The sequence below is a fragment of the Pseudovibrio denitrificans JCM 12308 genome (assembly GCF_001310815.1).
Classification (GTDB): domain Bacteria; phylum Pseudomonadota; class Alphaproteobacteria; order Rhizobiales; family Stappiaceae; genus Pseudovibrio; species Pseudovibrio denitrificans.
In genome coordinates this window covers 23,796-40,733 of the sequence record NZ_BAZK01000027.1, presented here as the reverse complement: position 1 = coordinate 40,733, position 16,938 = coordinate 23,796, and the positions used below count along the sequence as shown (strand labels likewise).

Sequence of the window (16,938 nt, the reverse complement as noted above, 5' to 3'; positions counted from 1 at the left end):
CTGAAAGAGGCCGAGTTTTGATGAATACCACTCTTCCAAACATTGATCGTAGTGCACCCGTGAAAGACGCAGCAGATGCGCGTAAAGAAGCAGCCCGCAACGATAATGATAACGGCAAGGATCGTTTTGATAAGGTCATCGATAAGGTTCGTGATGACCGGAAAGTTCCTGAGCGCAGTAATCCTGCTGATGAACGGAAAGCAAGCGCGGCTGACGAGAAAAACGCATCAACTGGATCTGAAGAGACCGAAGCCTCAGATGCGCTGAAGGAACTGATCAAGAAAGCGAGTTCAGGCATTTCTGATCAGAGCACATCAGAAGTGCCGAAGGCCACGAAAGAATTGAATGTAGTTGGCAAAGTAGCTGCTGAGAATGAAGCTGGAGAAAATCTGCCGGATCCAACTAAGGAGTTGCAGCTAAGCAGCTTGTGGCAAATGCAATCATGACTGCTGAGCAAAAAGCCGGCCTGCAGATGAGTGCGGTCACAGGTCTTGTGAATGCTACGGATTCGACCTCTGCAGATAAAACAAGCGCGATGGCACAGGTGTTGAACGCACTGGGGACACGCGATCAAAAAGCTTTAAATGGCGATGTTCAAACCGCAACGTCTAAGTCAGACGCTGAGACTGTTAAGCAGGGTGCAGCGGCCAATAGCGATATCAAGTCAGGCATACCCTCTGCAAAGTTGGAGAGCAGTGGTGCGATCAACTTGCCAAAGAATGATGGCCTCACAGTCGGTAACAAGCAAACACCTGCTGATTTTCTTTTGAAGCAGGGAACGGCTCAGCCTGAGGCCTCTGCGAACCAGAACGCTGGTAAGACTGCTGGTGGTGAAGTTAAGGTTGTGAGTGTTGAGACGCATCTGCCACCAGCTGATATGGGGCGTCCCGCACATCAGGTCGCAAGTGTACTGACAAAGCAGCTGCCAGCTGCCGCATCAGCGGCCAAAGCGGCTCAGGAAGTCCTGGCACAAACCACTGAGGCACAGGCTGCAAAGCCAATGAAGGCGCTCGAAATTCAACTGCGCCCGGATAATCTTGGTGTCGTCCGCGCGAACATTCAGATGCGCGGTGGCGAGCTGGAAATTTCCCTTATCACCAGCACTCAGGAAGCTGCTGATATGTTGAAAGGGGATCGTCAGGCTTTGGCACGTGTGCTTCAGGATGCCGGATATCGCACTGAAACACAGAACATCACCGTCAATTTCAAAGACGAGATGTCTGACCAGATGCGTCAGCCAGGTCAAAACCAGGAGCGTTTTGGCCGAGGCAACAACAGTGACAATGAAGCAGGCGAGGGCGGTTCTCAGCAAAACTGGGATGAGCAACCTCAGGCAGAGTTTGCCGGAACAGGGCAGAATGAAGCGAACACTCAAGATCTTCGCAGCGGCATCTATCTGTAGTCTCCTGGCAGTCTCTGCTCATGCAAGCGGCAAGAAGACTGCCATTCGGCTCTGTGAACGTCAGATGCAACAGGCGGCTCAAAAATATGATGTGCCGCTTGGTATCCTGTACGCGGTTGGTCTGACTGAGACTGGCCGCAAAAATTCCCTGCATCCTTATGCCCTTAACATCGCGGGGAAAGCCTATTTTGCTGATAGTGCAACTGAAGCGCTTGCAGCAATCAAGAGATCCCGCAATCGTGGCGTAAAGCTGATTGATGTTGGCTGCATGCAGATCAACATTTATTATCACCTCGATAAGTTTCAGGATCTCAAGGCAATGCTGGATCCCAGCCAGAATGTGGGGTACGCGGCAAGGTTTCTTTCTGAGCTGAAACAGCGTGAAAAAAGCTGGACAATGGCGGTCGCCAGATACCATGCAGGGCCCAACAACAATCCCGCACAAAAACGCTATGTCTGCCGTGTTATCAAGAACATCGTCGCTTCAGGCTATGGCCGCTGGACGCCGAACTCATTAAAATTTTGTAAATAATTCAACGGGTTTCGGGTCAGGCTCAGACAAGATTAACAAGCTTTACTGCGATGAGTTAATTTTGCAATTGATGTAGCCAGGAGCAGACCATGGGCCTCTACGGAATTATGAATACTAGCGTGTCAGGTATGAACGCGCAGTCGAACAAACTCTCAACTGTCGCGGACAATATCTCCAACGCCAATACCGTAGGCTACAAACGCTACAAAACAGCATTCTCTTCCCTCGTCGGCTCTGGCGGTAGCTCAGGGCACGAGTCTGGCATCGTGAACACAACCGTTGTTCAGACCGTCCGCCAACAAGGTGCCTTCAACTTCACCTCCCGCGGTACAGACCTTGCTATCAACGGTAAGGGCTTCTTTCAGGTTCAGGATTCTCAGGGTAGCACATACTACACTCGAGCTGGTGATTTCGTTCTTGATAAGAATGGCCAGATGGTGAACTCTGGTGGGTATAAGCTACTATCTGCTGGTGGTGCTCCGGTTACAGTAGATCTTAATACCCCTGTCTGGCAGGCGAGCTCTGAGGGAGAGCTGGGTGTTAACTTGGCATCCAGTACGCCGGTAAGAGCCGGTACTGTCGGTCTGCCGTCAAATTTTGATTACAAGACTTCTGTAAGTGCATACGATCAGAATGGCAACGTAGTTAAAATTGATCTAGTTTACTCTAAGACTGGCCAGAATATGACTGGCACAACAGTTGATGACTCAACGTGGAAAGTTCAAGCATATAGTACAGCTACGCCGCCTGTAGAATTGGCGGATGTTGATTTGGTCTTTGATGGTTCAGGTAATCTAATGGGAGGGGCGACGCCGTCACCAACAGAGCTTGCATTTACTGTACCTAATGGTGAAACCCTGACTTTGGACTTGAGTAAAACCGTAACCGCTGGAGATAAGTTCAGCGTCAATAAGGTTGATATTGATGGTTACGGACCGTCTACTATTAAAAATATTCGTATTGAGTCCGACGGTCGTGTCTTCGGGGTGTATGAAGGTAGCGCGGAAAAGCTACTTGACCAAATTCAGATCGTGAATTTCTCCAATCCTGATGGTTTGCAAGCAAAAAGCGGCAACGTGTATGCCGCAACAGATGCCTCAGGTGATCCAGCAGTTGGCTTTCCGGGAGATAACGGTTTTGGAACGCTTTATTCTGGTGCGGTAGAGGGCTCAAACGTAGACCTTGCTGCTGAGTTGACCGAAATGGTTCAGGCGCAACGTACCTACAGCGCGAACACCAAAGTGTTTAACGCGAGTTCTGAGCTGCTCCAAGAGCTGAATAACCTTCGCTAGGGGCGCTTTAGTATGTCACTTACTTCCGCAATGCTTACGGCGCAGTCTTCCATCGCGGCACGCTCTGCTGAGATGGCGATTGCGTCGCGCAATGTCGCTAATGTCAATAATCCGAACTACACGCGCCAAGAGGCTGTTGTTCAAAATATTGTCAGTGACACTGGTTCTGTTGTCTATGTTTCTCACGCGTCGCGGATGGTCAATCAGGCAGCGTTTACTGCAACTTTGAAGAGTGGTAGCGCTGCGATTGCTTCTGGTTCCTATGCTAATATGTTGGACCAGTTGAATCCATCCGGGCAGGTTCCTTTTGGTACCAGTACAGCTTCTGCTATTGGTTCCCTGAGTGAAGCTCTTGTTGCATTCGGAAACGATCCATCAAATGAAGTGCTTGGCCAGTCAGTTGTAAATTCTGCTGAGGGCTTAGTCGATAGCCTTAAACAGTCCGCTGAAAATTTGGAGCGCACTCGTCTTGAAGCTGATGCTGCGATGGGAAGAGCTGTCGATAACATTAATAAGATTCTATCGGATCTTGAAAATGTGAATGGCAAAATTGTTACGGGCTCAAATGCCGGCGATGATGTAAACAGCCTTTTGGATCAGCGTGATGAGATGTTGAAAGTCCTCTCCGAAGAGATTGGGATTGAGGTGCTTTATCAGGCAGACAATGGTGTAGCTATCTACACTGATAGTGGCGTAACGCTTTTTGAGAAAACCGCGCGGGAAGTGTCATTTGATACTACGTTGTCGTTAGATTTTGAAGAAGTAGGCCAGAACATCCTTGTTGATGGTATCGCTGTTGCTGGTCCTGGAGCAACTCTACCTGTTTCAGGAGGTGCTATTGCTGGTTACTCTAAGATACGAGATGAAACCCTCGTGACGATGCAGAAGCAGCAGCAGGAAATTGGCAAGGCGCTTGTAAAAGCGTTTGAAGAGAGACGGCCAGACGGTACGGATCCTCGAGATGGGTTGTTTACTTTTAATGGTGGCGCGGAAACGATAAGTAATCTGAGCGTGCATGACAATGTGAAGGTTGCTGGTGGTTCACGTCTTATAAGAGACGGTGGAATTTCGACTGCAGCTCACAAGCATAACACTGACGACCATGCTGGTTTCTCAACACTCATTAAAAAGTATGAAGAGGCGCTAAAGGAGGAACGCACCTTTGCTGTTGAGGCAGGTGTAAACCCTAACTCCACTCTTCAGGATTTTGCTTCCAACACAGTAAGTTGGTTCAGTGCTGAGCGAAAGATGGCAACGGAAAGTTCAACGCTGGATGCTTCAGCATTTAAGTCTAATGCTCAGATGCTCTCCGATAAAACCGGCGTCAATATCGATACTGAGATGCAGCGCTTATTGACGATCGAGACAGCCTACTCAGCTTCTGCACGGTTGATGTCGACGGTTGATAACATGTTTAAGGAACTACTCGGAGCTGTAAGATAGTCATGGTTTATTCTGTTTCAACACTTTCAAGTTCGCTTCGTCTCACTGATTATCTTATTGATCATCGTGCTCGTTTAGATAAAGCAGTTATCGAGAATGCTTCTGAGAAGCACGCTGATATTGGCTTGGCTCTTGGCTCGCAGACCGGGTTAACTACGTCGTTCCGAACTGAGCACTCTCAACTTGTGAGCCAACTTGATACGAACCGTCAGTTAGTTACGCGCTTAGATGTAATGGAAACGGCCTTAGATAATGTCCATACAAATGGATCAGAATTCCGGTCCAATCTGATCGCTCTTAAGCAGAACTCTGAGTCTCTCAAAACAGCTTCGGGTCTTGCTCGAACAGAACTTGGGAAACTGACTAACGCGCTGAATTCCAACGTTGGCGGTGTTTATGTGTTCGGTGGAGTTAATACCGGAACATCACCTGTCCGGGATTTTGAGTATGAATCAGATCCGTTAGACCCAACAGATCCACTTGGGCCTGAAGAGGCGATCAAAGATGCATTTAACACGCACTTTAGCTTGACGATTGGTTTGGATACCGATGAAGCAGCTATTAAGGCTTTGTCCGCTGCAGATTGGGAAGGCTTCTTAGATAGTAGTGCTTTCAATAATGTTTTTGATGCTAACTGGACGCCAACGTGGTCCTCTGCGACTGATCCTGATAAGAAAATGACCGCCACGATTGGAAATGGCGTCACGACAGTTGGCTCAGGTTCTGCGAATGAAGAAGCTTTCAAGAGTATGGCAAAAGGCTATTCTATGATTGCTGTGTTCGGCGGTTTGGATATTCAGAAAGATGCTGAAGCTTTGATTGCTGACCGCGCGATTGATAACCTCAATCAGGCAACTGGTAAAGTTATCGATTTGGAAGCGAACACTGGCGCGATCAAGGCTAATGTTGAGCGAACCAACACAGATATCGAGGCCAAGAAAGATGTGCTTAATTTACGCATCAACGATCTGGAAAACGTTGATCCCAATCGTGCTGCGGTTGAGTTGAGCATGGCGCAGACGCAGCTTGAAACAACGTATGCGATCACAGCGAAAATCCAAAATCTCAATATTATGAAGTATTTGTAAGATCATAGGCTGACAAAATACTTTTGGGAGTACTGAATGTATCAGATGTCATATGCGGAAACGCTTGAGGATTCTGCTGAAGACAGAAGAGGTCAGGAGCGCGAGTTGTTTGCGCTCGTGATCGCGCAGCTGCATGCTGGAAAAGAACATGGCAGTCGATCAAATGAAGCGGCGCAAGCTTTAACTTCAGTCCATAGGTTATGGAGCATTTTGATCGATGATCTAGGACACCCGGAAAATGGTTTGCCAGCTGAACTTCGTGCCGATTTGATCTCCATTGGAATTTGGTGTGTGAAGCAAGCCGACTTGATCCGTACAGGTAGCTCTGACGATTTCCAAGGGCTTATTGAGATCAATGAACTTGTCCGTGATGGCCTGAGCTAATCAAGGAGATTTTTTATGCGTTTGCACCTTAAAGCAGGTGAGAAGGTTTTCATAAATGGGGCGGTTCTGTCGTTCGAACAGAAAACCTCGGTGAAGCTTTTAAATGACGCCAGTTTTCTTCTTGAGGCTTATGTTATGCAGCTTGAAGAGACTACGACACCTCTTCGACAGTTGTATTTCTTTATTCAGAGTGCGTTGATTGATCCAAAAACTGAGCTGGACAGTCTTCAGCGCGCTTTACTGTTACTGTCATCTATACGTAAAGCGGTAGAGAATGAAGAGATTTTGGCGGGTCTCGAAGTTGTTGAAACCAAAGTCAACAAACGCCGCTATTTTGACGCTCTTCGCACTTTGAAGAAGCTCTTCGCTGTTGAGATGGCTATTTGGTCTGATGAGCAGTCGAAAGATGAAAGCGAACAGTCTGAAAGCGTTGTTATGCCATTTGCTCGCGCAGTGGGCGAGAACTAAAGGAAATTGAGATGAGTGTTGACCCGGTAGGATCCGCTAATGGAGCTTCATCCAACGAGCCTGTTTTCAAGCCACAGGGCAGCGAACAGGCGTACTTGGACTATAATGCGTTTCTGATGCTCTTCATGGAATCTCTGAAGAGCCAGGACCCGACAGATCCGCTTGATACAGCTGAGTATATGGGCCAGCTGGCGCAGTTCTCTGCAGTGGAGCAGTCCACCAAGACCAATACCCACCTGACAGCGATGCTGCAACAGCATTCTATCAATCAGGCAAACAATCTGATTGGTGCAACTGTTGAAGTACCAAATGCAGACGGTACTGAGACCACAACCGGTGTGATCAAATCCGTTCAGATCTTGACAGATGGCTCAATTGCAACGCTGGAAGACGGTACTAAAGTCGCTCTCGTACCTGGTATCAATATTTCGCGTCCTGACGGTGTCCCTGCGACTGAAACAGAGACTGATACTGATACCGAGACAGATGCTTAAGGTGGAAGTGAGACCATCCGGCGATGAATGAGGCAGATGCACTCGATATTGTGCGAACAGCAATTTGGACTGTTATTACAGCGACAGGCCCCGCAGTTGCGGGCGCCATGTTCGTTGGTTTGATTATCGCCTTGTTTCAAGCTCTCACGCAAATTCAGGAAATGACACTCACGTTCATTCCGAAGATTGTCGTGATCTTTATTTTGATTGCTATGACCGGACCATTTATCGGTTCGCAGATCTTCTCTCTCACTGAGATGGTCTATGGTCGCATTGAGCACGGGTTCTGATCCCGGCTGTTTCAGCTTTTATTCTTCAAGCGAGGAGGGGATAGGTCAATCACGATCCCCTCCAGACCACCCTCACACAAGCTTCCTTCTTCAATGTTTCGGCCTAAGTAGCCGCAGTATGCTTATGCCGAATTGAAGGGTGCGAATGTCTCAGACCGTGACGGGGATTGCTGCTCCAAACAGCAAACGTGATATTGGATTTGCAGTCGGAATTATCTTCATTCTGTCTGTACTGTTTCTCCCCATGCCGACGTTCATGATCGACTTCGGCCTTGCAATTTCAGTCGCATTTTCTGTTCTCATTCTGATGGTGTCGTTGTGGATTCAGCGCCCGCTTGAGTTCTCCTCTTTCCCAACCATCCTTCTGATCGCAACCATGCTCCGGTTGGCGCTGAACATTGCGACAACCCGTGTCATTCTGGCGAATGGGCATGAAGGTCCACTGGCGGCTGGTTATGTGATTAACGGCTTCTCGCAGTTCGTCATGAGCGGCGATTTTGTGATTGGTCTGATTGTCTTTGCAATTCTCGTCACAGTGAACTTCCTCGTGATCACCAAAGGTGCGAGCCGTATCGCTGAGGTTGGTGCGCGCTTTACCCTGGATGGTATCCCGGGCAAGCAGATGGCGATTGATGCTGACCTCTCAGCAGGGATGATCGACGATAAGGAAGCGCAGCGCCGCCGTGCGGAACTGGAGGAGGAAAGCTCTTTCTTCGGTGCTATGGATGGTGCGTCCAAGTTCGTGCGCGGTGATGCGGTCGCTGGTCTCATCATCACCGTCGTGAACGTTCTGGGTGGTATCATCATTGGTGTGACCCGTTACGGTATGGATCTGGGGGAAGCTGCTGACGTCTTCACCAAGCTCTCCGTTGGTGATGGTCTTGTCTCGCAGATCCCGGCTCTGATCGTTTCACTTGCAGCAGGTCTGCTCGTTTCCAAAGGTGGGACCAGAGGCTCTGCAGAGCAGGCTGTTCTTGGTCAGCTCGCGGGTTATCCGCGGGCGCTTGCGGTTGCTGCTTTATTGCTCATGCTGCTGTCATTGCTGCCAGGCCTTCCATTCCTGCCGTTTGTTCTGCTCGGCGGCGCACTCGGCTTTGCGGCTTATATCATTCCGTTACGGGTGGAAGAGGCGAAAGCCGAGCAGGCGAAAGCTGAGCTGCAGAAAGTTGAGATGGAAAAGGAAGTTAAGAAGGAGTCCGTCAAGGACAGCCTTGAACTTGCTGAAATTGAAATGCGCCTTGGCAAACAGCTCACTGCCCGCCTTCTTGCAGCAAAGCCTGAGATCGGCAACCGCATCAACAAGATGCGTAAGAAGTTCGCTGAGCAATACGGCTTCGTAGTTCCGGAGATCAAGGTTACAGACAACCTCAATCTCGAGCCCAAAAGTTACGAATTTCGCATCCACGGCACCATTGTCGCCTCTGAGAACATCAAGGTTGGCGAGCTGATGGTCATCGGTGGCAATCGTGAACTACCAGCGCTTCCGGGCACAGAAACACGTGAACCAGCATTCGGTATGCAGGCCATGTGGATCCCGACTGCGTTTGAACATGAAGTAAAGCGTCAGGGCTACACCACAGTCGATAACCTTTCCGTAGTGCTGACACACCTATCTGAGGTGATCAGAAACAACCTGTCTCAGCTGCTTTCCTATCGGGATATGCGTAAACTGCTGGATCGCCTCGATCCTGCGTATAACCGTCTGATTGATGATATTTGTCCGCAGCACATCTCCTACTCCGGCCTGCAGGCGGTGTTGAAACTGCTTTTGGCGGAACGTATCTCCATCCGAAATCTGGCGCTGATCATGGAAGCGATCGCTGAGATTGCACCTCATGCCCGCCGTCCGGAACAGATCGCAGATCACGTGCGTATCCGCATGGCAACGCAGATCTGTGGTGATATCGCAGGCGATGGCAGCCTGAAAGTTCTGCGCCTTGGCAACCGCTGGGATCTAGCATTCCATCAGGCACTGCGCCGCGATACCAATGGTGAAGTGATCGAGTTTGATATGGAGCCACAGCAGGTCGAGGAGTTCGCTCGCGACAGTGCTGAGGTTATCCGCGAGCACATTTCCTCGGGCCAGCGCTTTGCTGTGGTGGTTGCACCTGAAGCACGCCAGTACGTGCGCATGATCACTGAACGTATGTTCCCGGCTCTGCCAATTCTTTCTCATCTGGAAGTGGCGCGCGGCGTAGATATCGAGGCATTAGGATCAATTTCGTGACCCTAGAAAATGCTCCAGAGGCGATCCTGAGCGTCTTCGTGGTGTTCTGCCGCGTTGGAGCATGCCTCATGGCTATGCCGGGATTCTCGTCACCTCGAGTCATGGTGCAGGTGCGTCTGTTCATCGCCATCTCGGCAACTCTGGCAATCTCTCCACTCATTCTGGTGCTGGTGGAGCCAATCATTTCTGCAGCATCTCTGGATGAGCTGTTACGCATCATCTTTGTTGAACTGTTGATCGGCTTTCTGATCGCTGCATTTGGGCGCGCTTTCTTTGGTATGCTGCAAATGATGGCCGGGGCAGCCGCCAACGCGTCAAGCTTCAACCAACCAGCGCCGATCGTCGAAGAATTCCAGCAACTGCCTCCTATGGCGGGTCTGATCACTCTTACAGCCACGGCCATGCTGTTTATCACCGGTGCTCATGCCGATGTCTTCATCGGATTGGCGGAGAGCTACCAAGCCATCCCGGTGGGCGGAGACTTTGTTCCTTCCGCCGCAGTTGATCAGTTTTCAACCAAGCTCATGCAGGGATTACTGCTGGCGTTGCGCATCACCAGCCCGTTCCTGATCTATGGCATTGTCGTGAACTTGACCCTCGGTCTCACCAACAGGCTCATGCCGCAGATGCCTGTTTATTTTGTTGCGCTGCCTGTTGTTGTAATGGGTGGTCTCTTCGTTCTCTGGCAGATCATCACAGAACTACTACGCCTGTTCTATGCTGGTCTCGGAGACTGGTTGATTTTGCAGTAGCCCCATGGATAAAGCACGCGTCACACGCCTTCGTCGCATCATGAAGGTTCAGGAACAGAAAGAGCAAATGATCAAGTACGACATTGCTGTTCTGGATAATGAAATTCAGCGCTGCGATGAAGAAGAGGGTAAGTTGGTTAGTCACTGGGGGCAGCACGAAGGGGAACTTCGTGAGGTGATGAACCGCGCAATCTCGCGGCGGTTAGATGCAAACAACCGTAGCAAGTCACTCAAGCAAAAGCAAAAAAATGAGTTGCTCGAAAAGCTGCTGGACCAGAAGCGTCAAACCAATATGACTGAAAAACATCACGACAAGGCTCTGGTCTCTTATCATCGGACTGAAGAAAAGAAGCTGCTTCAGGAGATTGCAGAGCTGCACGCAGATACCAGTAAGGTCAGGTCCAGATAAGTCTCAGAAACTAGGGTCTTTTCGACTATACATGCCCTTCTTGTGACTAATGGGAGTGCTTATGGCCATTCAGCCTGTCAGCGACCTTGTTCTGGACGTTATTAATCAAGCGGATCCTACAGAAGTGAGAGCTGCCACCCGTGCGCTCAAAGCTCCCGCCGTTGTTTCAAAAGATCTTCCGGTGTCTGAACCGTCCTGGGCGTCCAGTAGTTTCTCCAGATTTATGGCAGAAGCTGAAAGCGCAAAGGCGAAAGGCAGGAGGGTGTTGAGCAACTCAACTCGATGGCCAATCGCTACTCCAAGAAGCTGGACAATGCTGATCTTGGCGAAAAGCTTGAAAGCGCAATCCTCCAAACCTTCGTGAAGTCCATGCTGCCGAAGGAAATGGAAACTGTTTACGGCGGTGGAACGGCTGGAACCATGTGGAAGGGCCTGATGCTGAGCAACTCGCCAACCAACTGGCCAAATCCGGATCTATCGGTCTGGCTGAGATGCTTCTGCCGGATACCATTCGTCCAACTCTCCCTAAAGAAGAGGCATAAATGTCTGAAGTGATCGACAGCGAACGCAACGAGCTGGTTCTGCATGAAGAAAAGCCGGTGGTTCAGGATGCCGAGCAATCAGAGGACAAGGATGCCTATATCCTGCCTGAGGATTACATCGCCCTGTCCAAAAGCATCGACCGTGTAGACAATCTGCTGAACGCAGAAAATGAAGCGCTGGTCGGCAAAGGGGACATCGATCTGGAAGAGAGCGCATACCTGAAAGGGCGCGCCATGCTCGATCTGGATATGGCTGGCAAAGCCGTAGGCCCGGAGAATCTGCCAAGCGAGATCGTTGTCCGTCTGCAGGATCTTCAGGAAAAGCTGTCAGTCAACATGAAGCTGCTGTCTACCCAGCTGAATGCTGTGAAAGAGGTCTCAGGCCTGCTTTCTCAGGTCATGAAGGATCACGATTCCGATGGCACTTATGAATCAATGGTTGGAAGCTGGTAAGAGCGTATGTTGAAAGTTCTCGTAACCGGAGTTTGGATTTGTCTTGTAACGGTTGTTGCAGCGTATTTCACTGCACTCTACAAGACCGATTTTGATCCGATGCTGCAAAAGAATGCGCATCTGGAAGGCTTGGATTATCAAAGCACCCCAACAATCAACGTGCCGGTGCTCGAAGACGGTAAGATCCACGGTTACATCGTAGCTCAGTTTGTTTTCACCGTTGATAGTGAACTGCTTGCCAAGCTCGCCGTTCCACCACATGCATTTATTGTCGATGAAGCCTTCCGCCTGATTTACAGCAAGGCAGACAAGGAATTCGCTCAGCTGAAGAAGTCCGATCTGAAGCAGCTGACGGAAGAGGTTCGCGATCGCGTCAATGAGCGCTTCGCAACCGACATCGTGCAGGACGTCCTCATTCAGGACTTCACCTTCCACGTGCCTGCGAGTTTGAGGGACAACATCATGGAGAATGCTGCGCAGCAGGCAGCGGCTTCATGATGTATCGACGACGATTGATCAGATGAATTGCCAATATAAGATTTTGCACCGGGCCGTTGGCGCCGTTGATGCCCAGGATGAAGGGCGTGATATCAGAGCCAACGCTGTAGTGGTCATGCGCCCTGCAGCAGCGCCGCCCTCCTATGAGATCCTTTATGCCCCTGTCATGCTCTCTCAAGTGTCCACGGGCATGTTTGAGGGTAAGACACCACACGGTGAGATCCGTGTACGCCTTTCCGGGATCTATGGTGCAAAGCGACCGGTCATTCAAAGAGATCAACCGTACCTTCTCCTGTTAGGAGCCAGTGGGCGAAATGCCCGCATTGATGTGTTTACGCCCCCAAAGAGCGGGCAATAAAAAAGCGGAGCATGTGCTCCGCTTTTTGCTTTTCAGTCATCTGATCTGATTAAACGCTGTCACCAGCCTTTTCAGCCTGCTTCACTGCAAAGTTGGTCAGGTGATCCATCATCTCAACAGTGGCGGCCTCAGCTTCTCAGCATCGTTGTTTGCCAAGGCTTCAGCCAGCTTGTGGTGACGAATAGCAGAATCTTCGAGCTTCTCAGCACCGCGGAAGGCACTCCATGCCCGGCGGCTCATGGTCTGCAGAGGTGCCACAGCGCGTGCTGTAAACGGGTTACGGGACACAGCGCAGAGCACTTCATCAAACACCTTATCAGCGCGCAGGTAGCCCTTCACGTCGCCTGCACGTGCCTGTGCGAGGATTTCCTCAGCGCACTGGTGCAGAGCTTCACGCTCTTCCGGTGTCGCGCGTTTAACGGCAGAAGCCACCAGAAGCTGCTCCAGAGGCTTTCTGGTTTCCAGCACCAGTACATACTCGGAGGTTTCGATCTCTGAAACGAATAGCCCTTTACGAGGGCGAATGACGATCAGGCCCTCGGTTGAAAGGCGCTTGATAGCTTCGCGCACTGGGGTTCGGCCAATTCCGGTCCGTTCGCAAAGGTCGCCTTCAGTCAGGGCCATGCCCGGAGCAAGGTCAAGGTTGACGATCAACTCTTCAATCAGACGATAAGCTTTATCAGCAAGGCTCTCCTTTTTATGGGTCGCCAGAATCTGCTCAATAGCCATTGGGTTTCTTTCTCATCCAGGCTTTTTTGTTCCCAGGTGCTGCGCAAAAAGTACAGCAGTGGCAGCCCTTATAGGCGGCGGAACAGAAAATTGTATTCTTCACTCGCGTAACGTTGAGTGATCCACGAAAAAAGGGCCTGCGTTCAAGCAACAGCAGACCTGTCATCTCTTAATATCAGGTTTCCCCTTACCTGAGTATACCTATCTTTGCTGATGTTCAGCAGGAAAATAGTTTCCTCTTGGTTTAGGAAAGCCCTGTTTGCTCAGTAATGTGGAGGTTTCTGGTTGGCTGGTGCTTGTTCAACCAACTCCTGAATATCAAGCAGGTGGTCTTTCATCTGTCCCATTGCTGAAACGAGTCGGTCAATCACCTGTGCCTGATTGGAAACCACATCATTGAGCGTTTCGATCGTCTCGTTCTGATGTGCGATATGCACTTCCAGATCGTCGATCCGTTCCTCAAGACTCTTAGTCATAACTTATCCTAGAACGTGCCTTCGCCTGCAGTCTTCCGCGTTAAGACGGAAGCTACACATACATGTATATGTCACTGAAACAACCTAAGCCAAAGGCAAGTAGCTTCAGTAGGCGTCGTAGCGGCAGAGGTCTTCCAAATGACCCAAATTGTCAAGTGAAGCAATTGCGGCTGCGCAATTAAAATTCAAAAATGCGCAGCTTAATGAAGTTCTATGGCATCTCCTGTGGGTTTATCCCGTGCTTTTTTACAAAGCGGTTTCGATTTTTCGCAATATTACCTATCTGGCTAATTGCAATTTATGGTAATTTCTGATGGTTATCCTATAGGTAAAGATTAGGAAGATAACGAGAAGTGGTAAACCTGCTGACAGTTTAGTGATAGAGTGTAATCACACTGGTAAGGCTTTACGAGGACGTTAGGTAACGTCAATTGGACTTTCTCGATAAGGGGGATGCATGTCTGTCAAAAGAGAAGAAACGCGAAACCCTCTTGAGGAAGCGGAAAAAGCCAGCGGTCGCTCTGATCAGGAACTGTTCGGTATCGGTGATCTGGCTGAAGAATTCGAGATCTCAACCCGCTCCATTCGCTTTTATGAGAGCAAAGGGCTCATCTCTCCTCAGCGTGTGAATGGCGTACGTATCTATAATCGCAAGGACAGGGCGCGTCTGGCGCTAATCCTACGTGGTAAGGCAATCGGTTCCTCTCTCTCCGAGATCAAGCACTTCCTCGACCTCTATGGTCAACACGGGGAAGGGCACCGTCAGCAGCTTGAATACCTCGCTTCGCGAACAGGGGAAGTCCTCAAGGAGCTCAGTGCAAGAAAAGATGCATTGGAAGTGACTATTTCTGAGATCCAATCCATACATGACGAGTGTATGGCCAAGCTTACTGAAGAATAAACTCAGCCCAAAACTGTTGGAATTACAGGCTTGTGTGACACGCTTTACGTGTGTCTGCAGGCCCGTATTCGTATAAGCTCCTGATAGTATTGTGTAAAAACTGTATAAATATTCGTCTCCGATTCTAAAGTATAATTACCTCCTCGCGAATATGTGGTAAGAATACCTATGTAATTTCAGGTAAGTAAGAAGGAATAAAACAACCTGAAGATGCAGTTCTAGGTAGTCGTACCGATTAGACAGTGCTTCTGAAATTTTTAATTATTTCCGAAGTCAGAAACGAAACTTAATGCTCTAAAATCATCCGTCGAAGAATTAATTGCACATACTTGTGCGGTGTCGGTGATTTGGTTTGAGCTATGAGTGAGTAATCTCGTCGCGGAATTACGTGCAAGCCGAAATCGAAAAGCCCGAAGGATGCTCGTCCTCGCAGTCATGCGTGTGCACCTTTGCGTTGAGAAAACGGTCTTCCATCCTTCCGCTGCCTGAATAGTCCCTCACGGCAAAGATGCCTGAAGAAACTGCAGCAATAAGCAGTAGTGAAGAACAACTGGAACAAGCAAAAATAACGGAATGAGAACACTGATGTCCTTGAAGAAAAGCCTCTTGCTTGGTGGTAGCCTGTTCGCAGCAGCAGTTGTGGCTGGTCCTGTAATGGCAAAAACTCTTGTGTACTGCTCTGAAGGGTCTCCGGAAGGCTTTACACCGTCTCTCTACACCGCAGGGACCACATTTGATGCAAGCTCGCGTCAGATCTACAACAAGCTGGTAGAGTTCAAGCCTGGTACAACCGAAATTGTTCCGGCACTGGCAGAAAGCTGGGAAGTCTCCGACGATGGCAAGGAATACACCTTCCACCTTCGCAAAGGTGTCAAGTTCCACACCACAAAGTGGTTCACACCAACGCGCGACTTCAACGCTGATGATGTAATTTTTTCATTCGACCGTCAGGACAACAAAGACAATCCGTATCATAATGTGTCCGGTGGTACTTACGAGTACTTCAACGCGATGGACATGCCTGATCTGATCGACAGCATCGAAAAAGTTGACGACTACACCGTCAAGTTCAAGCTGACCCGTCCAGAAGCGCCAATGATCGCAAACCTGGCGATGGGCTTTGCGTCCATTCAGTCAGCTGAGTACGCAGACGCGATGCTGAACAGCAAGGAAACCTTCGATCAGAAGCCTGTTGGCACTGGTCCTTTCCAGCTGGTTGCTTATCAGAAAGATGCTTTGATCCGTTACAAAGCGAACCCGGATTATTGGAGAGGCAAAGCCCCTCTGGACAATCTGGTGTTTGCAATCACTCCGGACGCATCCGTGCGCTACCAGAAGCTTGCCGCTGGCGAATGTCATGTCATGGCTTATCCAAACCCGGCTGATCTGGAAGCAATGTCCAAAGATCCAAACATCACCCTCCTGCAGCAGGAAGGTTTGAATGTTGGTTATCTGGCCTACAACACCCAGCAGGCACCGTTTGATAATCCGAAAGTGCGTAAAGCGCTGAACATGGCGATCAACAAGCAGGCCATTTTGGATGCAGTATTCCAGGGCGTAGGGCAGGTTGCGAAGAACCCGATCCCACCGACCATGTGGTCCTACAACAATGAAGTTGTTGATGATCCATATGATCCGGAAGCTGCAAAAGCAGCGCTGGAAGCAGAAGGTGTTACAGATCTGAAAATGAAGATCTGGGCAATGCCTGTACAGCGTCCTTACAACCCGAACGCACGCCGCATGGCTGAGCTCCTTCAGGCTGACTTCGCAAAGGTCGGTGTTGATGTTGAGATCGTGACCTACGAATGGGGTGAGTATCTGAAGCGATCTGCTGACGAGAAACGCGATGGCGCAGTTCTGCTGGGCTGGACCGGTGACAACGGTGATCCGGACAACTTCCTCGCAGTACTTTTGTCCTGTGACGCTGTGGGTGGCTCAAATCGTGCACAGTGGTGTAACGATGAATTTAATGAACTCGTAGAAAAAGCGAAACAGGTATCTGACGTAGATGAACGCACGAGACTTTATGAAGAAGCTCAGGTAGTATTCAAGCGTGAAGCGCCTTGGGCAACTATTGCGCATTCTCTTGTCTCTGAGCCTATTAGTGTTCGTGTTGAAAACTACAAGATTGACCCCCTCGGCGGTCATTACTTCTATGGTGTAGATCTGAAGTAGAAATAATTTTCCGCTGGACAATTTG

General features: G+C 49.6%; 21 protein-coding genes. 19 read left to right on the top strand and 2 right to left on the bottom strand.

The annotated features are described in order from the left end of the window. Positions 1-20: 20 nt before the first annotated feature. The 17 genes from JCM12308_RS30985 (at position 21) to JCM12308_RS24035 (ending at position 12,632) form a co-directional block, all read left to right on the top strand. Positions 21-446, top strand: a complete 426-nt coding sequence (locus JCM12308_RS30985; RefSeq protein WP_054785317.1) for a hypothetical protein — start codon at positions 21-23, stop codon at positions 444-446. Then, positions 443-1,402 carry a flagellar hook-length control protein FliK gene (locus tag JCM12308_RS24110; protein ID WP_054785316.1) on the top strand — a complete coding sequence of 320 codons (960 nt, stop codon included), beginning with the start codon at positions 443-445 and terminating at the stop codon, positions 1,400-1,402. The genes JCM12308_RS30985 and JCM12308_RS24110 overlap by 4 nt, the downstream gene beginning before the upstream one ends. After that, the gene (locus JCM12308_RS24105) at positions 1,359-1,934 is read left to right on the top strand and encodes a transglycosylase SLT domain-containing protein (protein ID WP_054785315.1); all 576 of its coding nucleotides are present in this window, start codon (positions 1,359-1,361) and stop codon (positions 1,932-1,934) included. The genes JCM12308_RS24110 and JCM12308_RS24105 overlap by 44 nt, the downstream gene beginning before the upstream one ends. A gap of 89 nt (positions 1,935-2,023) precedes the next feature. Continuing rightward, on the top strand, positions 2,024-3,226 hold the full coding sequence (locus tag JCM12308_RS24100; protein ID WP_054785314.1) for a flagellar hook protein FlgE: 1,203 nt from the start codon (positions 2,024-2,026) through the stop codon (positions 3,224-3,226). 12 nt (positions 3,227-3,238) lie between these two features. Then, complete coding sequence (gene flgK, locus JCM12308_RS24095) at positions 3,239-4,669, top strand: flagellar hook-associated protein FlgK (protein WP_054785313.1); 1,431 nt, start codon at positions 3,239-3,241, stop codon at positions 4,667-4,669. A 2-nt stretch (positions 4,670-4,671) separates the two neighbouring features. Next, on the top strand, positions 4,672-5,757 hold the full coding sequence (locus JCM12308_RS24090) for a flagellar hook-associated family protein (RefSeq protein ID WP_054785312.1): 1,086 nt from the start codon (positions 4,672-4,674) through the stop codon (positions 5,755-5,757). Positions 5,758-5,793: 36 nt separating this feature from the next. Next, positions 5,794-6,141, top strand: coding sequence for a flagellar biosynthesis regulator FlaF (flaF, locus tag JCM12308_RS24085; protein ID WP_014285252.1), 348 nt, complete (start codon positions 5,794-5,796; stop codon positions 6,139-6,141). Positions 6,142-6,156: 15 nt separating this feature from the next. Continuing rightward, positions 6,157-6,609: a flagellar biosynthesis repressor FlbT gene (locus JCM12308_RS24080; protein ID WP_054785311.1), complete on the top strand. Its 453-nt coding sequence runs from the start codon at positions 6,157-6,159 to the stop codon at positions 6,607-6,609. Positions 6,610-6,620: 11 nt separating this feature from the next. Then, positions 6,621-7,103, top strand: a complete 483-nt coding sequence (gene flgD, locus JCM12308_RS24075) for a flagellar hook assembly protein FlgD (protein WP_054785310.1) — start codon at positions 6,621-6,623, stop codon at positions 7,101-7,103. A 23-nt stretch (positions 7,104-7,126) separates the two neighbouring features. Next, the gene (gene fliQ, locus JCM12308_RS24070) at positions 7,127-7,393 is read left to right on the top strand and encodes a flagellar biosynthesis protein FliQ (RefSeq protein ID WP_008552027.1); all 267 of its coding nucleotides are present in this window, start codon (positions 7,127-7,129) and stop codon (positions 7,391-7,393) included. 145 nt (positions 7,394-7,538) lie between these two features. Further along, a complete protein-coding gene (flhA, locus tag JCM12308_RS24065; RefSeq protein WP_014285255.1) occupies positions 7,539-9,620 on the top strand; it encodes a flagellar biosynthesis protein FlhA in 2,082 nt (693 codons plus the stop codon). Continuing rightward, entirely contained in the window at positions 9,617-10,372 is a 756-nt protein-coding gene (locus JCM12308_RS24060) for a flagellar biosynthetic protein FliR (protein WP_208608702.1), read from the top strand. Before flhA ends, JCM12308_RS24060 begins: the two co-directional genes overlap by 4 nt. Positions 10,373-10,376: 4 nt before the next feature. Next, positions 10,377-10,781, top strand: a complete 405-nt coding sequence (locus tag JCM12308_RS24055) for a hypothetical protein (RefSeq protein WP_054785309.1) — start codon at positions 10,377-10,379, stop codon at positions 10,779-10,781. A 282-nt stretch (positions 10,782-11,063) separates the two neighbouring features. After that, a complete protein-coding gene (locus JCM12308_RS30980; RefSeq protein ID WP_208978919.1) occupies positions 11,064-11,336 on the top strand; it encodes a hypothetical protein in 273 nt (90 codons plus the stop codon). After that, positions 11,324-11,776, top strand: coding sequence for a hypothetical protein (locus JCM12308_RS24045; RefSeq protein WP_014285259.1), 453 nt, complete (start codon positions 11,324-11,326; stop codon positions 11,774-11,776). Before JCM12308_RS30980 ends, JCM12308_RS24045 begins: the two co-directional genes overlap by 13 nt. A 6-nt stretch (positions 11,777-11,782) precedes the next feature. Next, complete coding sequence (locus tag JCM12308_RS24040) at positions 11,783-12,274, top strand: flagellar basal body-associated FliL family protein (RefSeq protein ID WP_014285260.1); 492 nt, start codon at positions 11,783-11,785, stop codon at positions 12,272-12,274. Further along, positions 12,246-12,632 carry a hypothetical protein gene (locus tag JCM12308_RS24035; RefSeq protein WP_208608701.1) on the top strand — a complete coding sequence of 129 codons (387 nt, stop codon included), beginning with the start codon at positions 12,246-12,248 and terminating at the stop codon, positions 12,630-12,632. Before JCM12308_RS24040 ends, JCM12308_RS24035 begins: the two co-directional genes overlap by 29 nt. Positions 12,633-12,740: 108 nt before the next feature. Here JCM12308_RS24035 and JCM12308_RS24030 read toward each other — a convergent pair whose 3' ends face one another. Both JCM12308_RS24030 and JCM12308_RS24025 read right to left on the bottom strand, forming a co-directional pair. Continuing rightward, entirely contained in the window at positions 12,741-13,361 is a 621-nt protein-coding gene (locus tag JCM12308_RS24030; protein ID WP_208978918.1) for a GntR family transcriptional regulator, read from the bottom strand. A 263-nt stretch (positions 13,362-13,624) separates the two neighbouring features. Then, positions 13,625-13,837 (bottom strand): SlyX family protein, encoded by a 213-nt coding sequence (locus JCM12308_RS24025; RefSeq protein WP_008551763.1) that lies wholly within the window; start codon positions 13,835-13,837, stop codon positions 13,625-13,627. Positions 13,838-14,294: 457 nt separating this feature from the next. Here JCM12308_RS24025 and JCM12308_RS24020 point away from each other — a divergent pair, with 457 nt between their 5' ends. Both JCM12308_RS24020 and JCM12308_RS24015 read left to right on the top strand, forming a co-directional pair. Then, complete coding sequence (locus tag JCM12308_RS24020; protein WP_014285261.1) at positions 14,295-14,738, top strand: MerR family transcriptional regulator; 444 nt, start codon at positions 14,295-14,297, stop codon at positions 14,736-14,738. Between the two features lie 585 nt (positions 14,739-15,323). Then, the gene (locus JCM12308_RS24015) at positions 15,324-16,913 is read left to right on the top strand and encodes an ABC transporter substrate-binding protein (protein WP_280138420.1); all 1,590 of its coding nucleotides are present in this window, start codon (positions 15,324-15,326) and stop codon (positions 16,911-16,913) included. Positions 16,914-16,938: the final 25 nt, after the last annotated feature.